5 protein-coding genes and 1 tRNA gene are annotated in these 8,018 nt (G+C 62.7%); all 6 read right to left on the minus strand.

The genetic code is table 11. The features are described from left to right. Nucleotides 1–3 precede the first annotated feature (3 nt). Nucleotides 4–1,137, minus strand: a complete 1,134-nt coding sequence (locus BLU35_RS27965) for an ABC transporter permease (protein ID WP_057247714.1) — start codon at nucleotides 1,135–1,137, stop codon at nucleotides 4–6. After that, complete coding sequence (locus BLU35_RS27970) at nucleotides 1,134–2,669, minus strand: ABC transporter ATP-binding protein (protein WP_057247713.1); 1,536 nt, start codon at nucleotides 2,667–2,669, stop codon at nucleotides 1,134–1,136. Before BLU35_RS27970 ends, BLU35_RS27965 begins: the two co-directional genes overlap by 4 nt. A 245-nt stretch (nucleotides 2,670–2,914) precedes the next feature. Then, on the minus strand, nucleotides 2,915–5,197 hold the full coding sequence (locus BLU35_RS27975; protein ID WP_093235383.1) for a heavy metal translocating P-type ATPase: 2,283 nt from the start codon (nucleotides 5,195–5,197) through the stop codon (nucleotides 2,915–2,917). A gap of 93 nt (nucleotides 5,198–5,290) precedes the next feature. Then, entirely contained in the window at nucleotides 5,291–6,709 is a 1,419-nt protein-coding gene (locus BLU35_RS27980; protein ID WP_093235384.1) for a coniferyl aldehyde dehydrogenase, read from the minus strand. After that, nucleotides 6,693–7,406: a lysoplasmalogenase gene (locus BLU35_RS27985; protein ID WP_093235385.1), complete on the minus strand. Its 714-nt coding sequence runs from the start codon at nucleotides 7,404–7,406 to the stop codon at nucleotides 6,693–6,695. Before BLU35_RS27985 ends, BLU35_RS27980 begins: the two co-directional genes overlap by 17 nt. Before the next feature lie 395 nt (nucleotides 7,407–7,801). Next, nucleotides 7,802–7,878 (minus strand) — tRNA-Met (locus tag BLU35_RS27990). Between the last annotated feature and the right edge of the window lie 140 nt (nucleotides 7,879–8,018).

The following is an 8,018-nucleotide window of genomic DNA, read 5'->3' on the forward strand; positions in this document are numbered from 1 at the left end:
GCTTCAAGCTCCCTTGGTCTGCGTCACGACGGCTGCGCGGCGGCTCTGCATCGTAAACAGCCGGGTGATTGCCGGCCGGAACATGTTTTCGAGTGCACCGGCGAAGAGAATGACCAGGCCCTGGATGATGACGATCATGTCGCGCGAGATCGACGGCATTTCAAAGGAGATCTCGGCCCCGCCCTGATAGAGCATGCCGAAGAGCACCGCGGCCGGGATGATGCCGGCCGGATGCGAGCGGCCCATCAACGCCACGGCGATGCCGACGAAGCCTGCACCTTGCACGAAGTCGAGCTGCATGCGCGCCTGTTCACCCATGATCGGGTTCAGCGCCATCATGCCCGCGAGACCACCCGAGATCATCATGGTGATAACGGTGATGCGGCTCTCGCTCATGCCCGCGTAGCGTGCCGCCGACGGGCTGTGGCCCATGGTGCGCATTTCGTATCCGAGCTTGGTACGCCAGATCAGCAGCCAGACACAGAAGGCCGCAACGAGCGCCAGCAGGAACGAGACGTTGAACGGCGCCGTACCGACATTCAGTCCGAAGATCGCAAGCAGCCAGTCGAGCTTCGGCAATTGCCCGCCTTCGGCGAAGGTCCGCGTCTGCGGCGCCATGGAGCCGAGCGGCTTCAGGACGCGTGTCAAGAGATAGACCATCAGGCTCGACGCGATGAAATTGAACATGATGGTGGTGATGACGATGTGGCTGCCGCGCTTGGCCTGCAGCCAACCGGGCAGGAAGGCCCAGGCCGCGCCGAAGAAGGCGGACCCAAGGATCGCCAGCGGGAACACCACGAACCAGGGCATCGTCTGATCGAGCCAGAGGCAGGCGAGCGCCACGCCAATGCCGCCAACATAGGCCTGGCCTTCGCCGCCAATGTTGAAGAGGCCGGCATGGAAGGCGACGGCGACGGCAAGACCGGTGAAGATGAAGGTGGTGGCGTAGTAGAGCGTGAAGCCCAAATACTCGCCTCGGCCGAAGGCACCGTTGATCAGATGATAGGCCGCTTCCAGGGGATTTTCGCCGACGAGCAGCACCACGAGGCCGGCAACGAGGAAGGCGACCGCGAGGTTGATCAGCGGGATGAGGCCATATTCGACCCAGCCCGGGAGCTTAGCATAAGGGGTGCTCATTCTGCGGCCTCCTTGCGGCCTTCTACACCGGCCATCAGGAGGCCGAGTTCGCCCTCGGTCGCATCAGGATCGCGCTCGCCGACGACACGGCCGGCGAACATGACCAGAATGCGGTCCGACAGGGCGCGGATTTCATCGAGCTCGACGGAGACCAGAAGGACAGCCTTGCCCTGGTCGCGCATCTCGATGATCCGCTTATGGATGAATTCGATGGCGCCGACATCGACGCCGCGCGTCGGCTGACCGATGATCAGCACATCAGGCCCGCGCTCCATCTCGCGTGCCAGCACGATCTTCTGCTGGTTGCCGCCGGAGAAATTCGCGGTCTTCAAGCGTGGGTTCGGCGGGCGGATGTCGTATTCGCCGATGCGCTTCTCGGCGTCCTTGCGAATCGCATCAACGTCGAGGAAGACGCCGTTGAGATAGCGCTTGTCATGGTGATAGCCGAGGATGGCGTTTTCGCATTCTTCGAACTTCAGGACGAGGCCGACATGGTGGCGGTCTTCCGGAACATGGGCGAGACCACGATCACGCAGCTCGGAGGGGTCGGCGCGCCCGGTGACATCGATCGGTTTGCCGTTCAGGAGCACGGAGCCGGAAACGGCGCGGCGGATGCCGGAGATCGCTTCCAGCAGTTCCGACTGGCCGTTGCCGGCAACACCGGCGATGCCGACAATCTCGCCAGCCCGCAGATTGAACGAGACATTGTCGACCATGGTAACCCCACGGCCATCCTTGACGGTCAACCCCTCGACGGCGAGCTTGACCTCGCCGGGCTTGGCTTCGCCTTTCTCCACACGCAAGAGCACGCGGCGCCCGACCATGAGCTCGGCGAGCTCTTCGACCGACGTTTCGGCCGTCGTGCGGGTCGCCACCATCTCGCCGCGGCGCATGACCGAAACCTCGTCGGTGATCGCCATGATCTCGCGCAGCTTGTGGGTGATCAGAATGACGGTCTTGCCCTGGCTCTTCAATTGCTCGAGCACGCGGAAGAGGTGATCGGCCTCGGCCGGCGTCAAGACGCCCGTCGGCTCGTCCAAAATCAGGATATCGGCCCGGCGATAGAGCGCCTTCAGGATCTCGACGCGCTGCTGCAGACCGACCGGCAACTCCTCGATGACGGCGTCCGGATCGACTTCCAACGCGTATTCGCGCTCCAGCCGTTTCAACTCGACGCGCGCCTTGGCAATGCCCTTGTTGAGGATCTGGCTGTCCTCGGCGCCAAGCATGATGTTTTCCAGAACAGTGAAGTTCTCGACCAGCATGAAGTGCTGGTGGACCATGCCGATGCCGGCGGCGATCGCCGCGTTCGGATCACGGATGGCAACGGGTTTGCCGTCGACGAGGATCTCGCCGCTGTCGGCCTGATAGAAGCCGTAGAGGATCGACATCAGGGTCGATTTCCCCGCACCGTTTTCGCCAATGATGCCGTGGATCGTCCCTTTGCGGACCTTCAGATTGATGTTCTTGTTGGCGTGGACCGGGCCGAAACTTTTGTCGATCCCACGCAGTTCGATGGCAATATTGTCCATATTGGCCTTGCGATCCCCAAACTGGCCCGCTTCGGCATTCTTCCCAGAAACCGTGCCGGCGATTTTTTTACCATTTGGTATAAGTTTATCATCGATTTTTCGGGGCGGAAGCCCTCAATCGAGTTCTCCTTATACTCTCACCAGATCGCTGGTGAGAGTCCAGCGTGAATATACACAGGCACCTGGACGCGAAAAACCGGCGACACCATGTGCCGCCGGTCGTCTTTTTGAGGCATTTTAGCTGTTCAGGCGGCTCGCACGGGCCGAAGCAGACGCAGAGCATTCATGGTGACGAGCACGGTGGCGCCGGTGTCGGCCAGGATAGCCGGCCACAGGCCGGTGACCCCAATGATCGTCGTCACCAGGAAGACGGCCTTCAGGCCAAGCGCGATGGTGATGTTCTGGACGATGTTGCGCATCGTCGAACGGGACAGCCGGATCATCGCCGCCACATCGCCCACCCGTCCATGCAGGACCGCCGCATCCGCGGTCTCGAGCGCCACATCCGTGCCGCCGCCCATCGCGATGCCGATATCGGCGGCCGCCAGCGCCGGCGCGTCGTTGATGCCGTCGCCGATCTTGGCGACGTTGAAGCCCTCGTTCTTCAGTTCACGGACGATCCGCTGCTTGTCCTCGGGCAGGAGCTCGGCGCGAACCTCCATGCCGAACTGGCGGCCGATTGCTTCCGCCGTGCGGCGGTTGTCACCGGTCAGCATGACGACGCGCAGACCAGCATCGGTCAGCGCCTTGACGCCGGCGGCCGCATCCGGCCGCGGCTCGTCGCGCATGGCAATGGCACCAGCAATCACGCCACCGGCTACCAGCACCGAAACCGTCTTGCCTTCGTCGTTGAGGGCCGAAACCCGCGCCGTCTCAGCCGCCGTTATCGGTGCCCGCTCAGCGGCCGCCTTCGGCGAGCCGAAGAACAATGCGCCACCCTCGACTGACCCTTCGAGCCCCTTGCCGCCGACCGCATTTGCGGTCGCGATATTGGGGACGACAAGGCCGTCAGCCGCGCTCCGCTCCAAGATGGCACGGGCAAGCGGATGGCTCGATCCCTGCTCAAGTGCCGCCGCCAGGCGCAGAACCTCGGTCTCCGATCGGCCGAAGCCGACAATGTCGGTCACCCTCGGCTTGCCTTCGGTGAGCGTGCCGGTCTTGTCGAAGGCGGCGGCGGTCACCTTGCCGACATTCTCCAGCACTGCGCCGCCCTTCATCAGCAAACCGCGCCGGGCGCCAGCCGAAAGGCTGGCAGCGATCGCGGCTGGCGTCGATATAACCAGAGCGCAGGGGCAGCCGATCAGGAGGATGGCGAGGCCCTTGTAGATCCATTCATCCCAGGCGCCGCCCCAGAGAAGCGGCGGTAGCAAGCCGACCAGCGCCGCAACCACGACGACACCTGGCGTATAGTACCGCGAGAAACGGTCGATGAAGCGCTCGGTCGGCGCCTTGCTTTCCTGTGCTTCCTCCACCAGGCGGACAATCCGCGCGATGGTGTTGTCCGCAGCAGCGGCCGTCACTCGCACACGCAGCGCACCGGAACCGTTGACGGTGCCCGCAACGACGGTGTCGTCGACCTCCTTGTGCACCGGCGTGCTCTCGCCGGTCACAGGCGCCTCGTCGACAGCACTCTCGCCAGAAAGCACCACGCCGTCGGCCGGAATGCGGTCGCCGGGACGAACGAGAATGACAGCGCCGACACTGAGCGTCTCGGCGGGAACTTCGTCCAGCCGGCCCTCCCGCTCGACGAAGGCGGTCTTTGGAACGAGTGCTGTCAGCGACTGGATGCTGGCGCGCGCCTTGCCGGCCGCTACGCCCTCCAGCAACTCGCCGATCAGGAAGAGCAGCACCACCATCGCCGCTTCTTCGGTCGCCCCGATGAAGACCGCGCCAACGGCAGCGATCGTCATCAGCATCTCGATCGAAAACGGCGTGCCCATGGTGGCAGCGGCAAGGGCGCGGCGCGCGATCGGCAACAGGCCGACCAGCATGGCCAGCGTGAAGATCCAGGGCTCTGTGGCCGGAACCATCTTGCCGACCGCATAGGCTGATATCAGCGCCAGGCCGCTGGCGATCGTCAGCTTGCCCTTACCCGATTTCCACCACGGGCCGCTCGCCGGGCCATGGTCATGGCCATGAAGGCCCATTGCCGCAGCCGCTGCGTTTTCGCCCTTCTGTCCGGCGTGGCCCTCACGGTGATGATCGTGGTGGTCGTGGTGATGCCCATGATCGTGCTCATGACCATGATCATGGTCATGGCCGGAGCACACATGCGCTGCTTTCCGTTCCAGCGTCTGGCCAGCATTGATCGGATGCAGACGATAACCCAGCTTTCCGACTTTGCTGACGATCGATGTCGCGAGATCATTCTCATCGGCAAATTTTACCGACATCGTGCCTGCCGATACGGAGACCGAAACGTCCTCGACGCCTGACAGCCTGCGTACCGCCGTATCGATCTTGGTCGCGCAGGATGCGCAATCCATGCCTTCGACGCGATAACGGGCTTCTCGAATAGTGCTCGCCATGACCTGCTCCTTGCAATCTTGAAGCAAGGCTACGACCTCTAGCAACTAGAGCTACAAGGCGAAATTGCAGCGCGCATGCAGTATTTTTGGCAGCTATCGCGAAAGGAAGCGGATCACCCAGTCGGCGATGCCTTTATAGGGCGGTTTCACCAGGTCGCTCGGCGCCGGATCGTATTTCCGCAAAATCGGCATTGCCTTGGAGAATGTCAGGAATCCGTCGCGCCCGTGATAGTGTCCCATGCCGCTGGCGCCGACGCCGCCGAAGGGCAGGTCGTTGCAGCCGAACTGGTAGAGCGTGTCGTTGATGCAGACGCCACCGGCGACGACGCGCGAGAGCATGGCTTCGATTTCGGCCTCGCTGCGCGTGAAGCAATAAAGCGCCAGCGGACGGTCATGGCCGAGCACATGGCCGATCGCCGCGTCGATCGAAGCGTAGCTGACAACAGGCAGGATCGGGCCGAAGATCTCCTCGCCCATGACGGCGCTGTCGCGATCCGGATCGAGGATGACTGTCGGCGGGAGAAAGCGTGGGCGTCCGGGCGCGTCCTGTGTCCCATCGAGAAGCGGGACCACCCTGTGGCCGCGCCGATCGGCATCGGCGATCAGCCGTTTCAGACGTTCGTGCTGGCCGGCATTGACGATCTCCGTGTAATCGTCGAAGCGACGCTTTGCCGGATAACGCGTGGCGATTTCCTGCTTCAGCAAGTCCACGAAGGCATCGCGTCTGCTCTCATGAATCAGAACGTAGTCGGGCGCGATGCAGGTCTGTCCGGCATTGAAGAACTTGCCGGTCGTAACACGCCTTGCGGCTTTTGCGAGATCGGCGGTTTCTCCGATGATCGCCGGCGACTTGCCGCCGAGCTCGAGCGTTACCGGCGTCAGGTTTTGCGCGGCTGCCGCCATCACCTTGCGCCCGACGGCGGTCGAGCCTGTGAAGAACAGATGATCGAATGGAAGAGCCGAGAAACTGGCGGAAAGCTCGGGGCCGCCAAGCGCGACCGCCACCCGCGACGTGGGAAAGACCTCGGCGAGCAGCGACCGCAGGAACTCTGCCGTTTTCGGCGTATGCTCCGAGGGCTTCAGGTAGACATGGTTGCCAGCAGCAATCGCCGCGACCAGGGGCGCGAGCGCCAGATTGACCGGGTAGTTCCACGGCGAGATGATGCCGACGACGCCAAGCGGCACGAAGCGCACTTCTGCCTTGGCCGGCCAGAGCTTCCATCCTGCCTTCCGCCGCTCCGGACGGACCCAGCGCTTGAGCTTCGCCAGCGTGTGATCGATCTCCGAGAGCACGACGCCGCCTTCGCCGAGCAGCGTTTCATGCCGGGCGCGATGGCCGAAATCCGCATTGATCGCTTCGCACATCTCGTCCTTGCGGGCGCGCAGCCGATCCTTGAGCCGGCTCAGGTCGTCACGTCGTTGCTCGGTGGTTGGACGCTGTTCCAGCCATGCGCCACGCAGCCGGTCGAAGGTGGGGCGAAGCTGCGCGGATAAATTATCGTTTGCTGTCATGGGCTTGCGTCGAACGGGCGAAGAAATACTGGGCGGCATAATAGGTGCCGAGCAACCAGAGTGCGTTGTAGGGGATCTGCCAGCGGAAGCGGCCATAGGCAAGCAGCGTGTCGCTGATCATGAACAGTAGGCCGCCATAGGCGGCAAACCGCGCGGTTGCCTGCGCCGGCGTTCCCGAGAACTGCCGCAGGCGGGAAACAGCCTGGGCGGCCATGGCCCCGAGCGCTAATGCGTAGATGATGACGGGAATGCCCATCTCCGGCGGCAGGGACGTCCAGAGGCCAGCGACGACGGCAAAGGCGACCAGGGCGAAAGCACCGAACAGCCCGGGATGGGCCGCAAATTTGGCATCGCGGGTGAGTGCGAAGATGTAGGCGCAATGGGTCAGCAGGAAGCAGATCAACCCGGCGAGGAAATAATCGCCGGGCAGCATCAGAAACGTGTCGCCGGCCGCGGCAAAAAGCAGGCCGATGGCGACTGCCATGCCGTAGGTGCGTGACGAGGCCGGGCTGTTGCGCAGGACCACGACGAAAAGCAACAAGGCCGCCGTCGGCTTCGTCAGATAGTGCAACCAGCGCCAAGGGGACTCGTCTGAAGCGGCAAGCAGACTGCCGAGGATCGCCAGCCCGGCGCAAACGAGAAAGAGTGCGTAGACCAGTCGGGTTCGCTCGATACCCAAAGTCCCCTGATAGGCCATGCTCGCGAATCCCCCCGCCATTTTCGGAGCCTGGTGCGACTCCCTTTTGATTATGGCGATAGTTTCTATTTTCGAGAGCTTGTCCAGCTGCATCGCGCAGAGCGGGTGCCTGGAGGGGCCGATCAGCAGGATGTGCTTCGCTGTCGTGCACTCTGCCCATACGCTTGCTTCTACTTGCTTGGCCACCCAGCGACGTCAGGTTTCATTGGTCAAAACACAACAATCGCCGCTGGCTAGAAGGGGTTGGTCAAGTGTCTGGCATCGCGTCGCGGTTTGCCGTTTCAGCGCGCTTTATGCTTGCGGGCGTGGTGGTTTCGCGTGGTGACGGTGGTTTTGGTGGTTGAGAAACGCCAAAAAAGCCCGGCGGATTTCTCCGCGCGGGCTTTTTGGATGTTTGGTTGCGGGGGCAGGATTTGAACCTGCGGCCTTCAGGTTATGAGCCTGACGAGCTACCGGGCTGCTCCACCCCGCGCCAACTAGGTAAACCGCTAAGCGGTTTATCCGTCATCGCGGTAAATCCCTATGGGATTTATCCGCTCTTTCCGGGTTTTGCCGAAGGCAAAATCCCGTTTAATCCGGTCCGGGTTTTGCGTCAGCAAAATCCCGTTGTTT

The organism is Sinorhizobium sp. NFACC03, from assembly GCF_900103435.1.
Taxonomy (GTDB): domain Bacteria; phylum Pseudomonadota; class Alphaproteobacteria; order Rhizobiales; family Rhizobiaceae; genus Ensifer.

Bases quoted from the DNA above. Each gene is read 5' to 3' on its own strand.
- BLU35_RS27965 (WP_057247714.1), bottom strand. From the start codon at position 1,137: ATGAGCACCCCTTATGCTAAGCTCCCGGGCTGGGTCGAATATGGCCTC.
- BLU35_RS27970 (WP_057247713.1), bottom strand. From the start codon at position 2,669: ATGGACAATATTGCCATCGAACTGCGTGGGATCGACAAAAGTTTCGGC.
- BLU35_RS27975 (WP_093235383.1), bottom strand. From the start codon at position 5,197: ATGGCGAGCACTATTCGAGAAGCCCGTTATCGCGTCGAAGGCATGGAT.
- BLU35_RS27980 (WP_093235384.1), bottom strand. From the start codon at position 6,709: ATGACAGCAAACGATAATTTATCCGCGCAGCTTCGCCCCACCTTCGAC.
- BLU35_RS27985 (WP_093235385.1), bottom strand. From the start codon at position 7,406: ATGGCCTATCAGGGGACTTTGGGTATCGAGCGAACCCGACTGGTCTAC.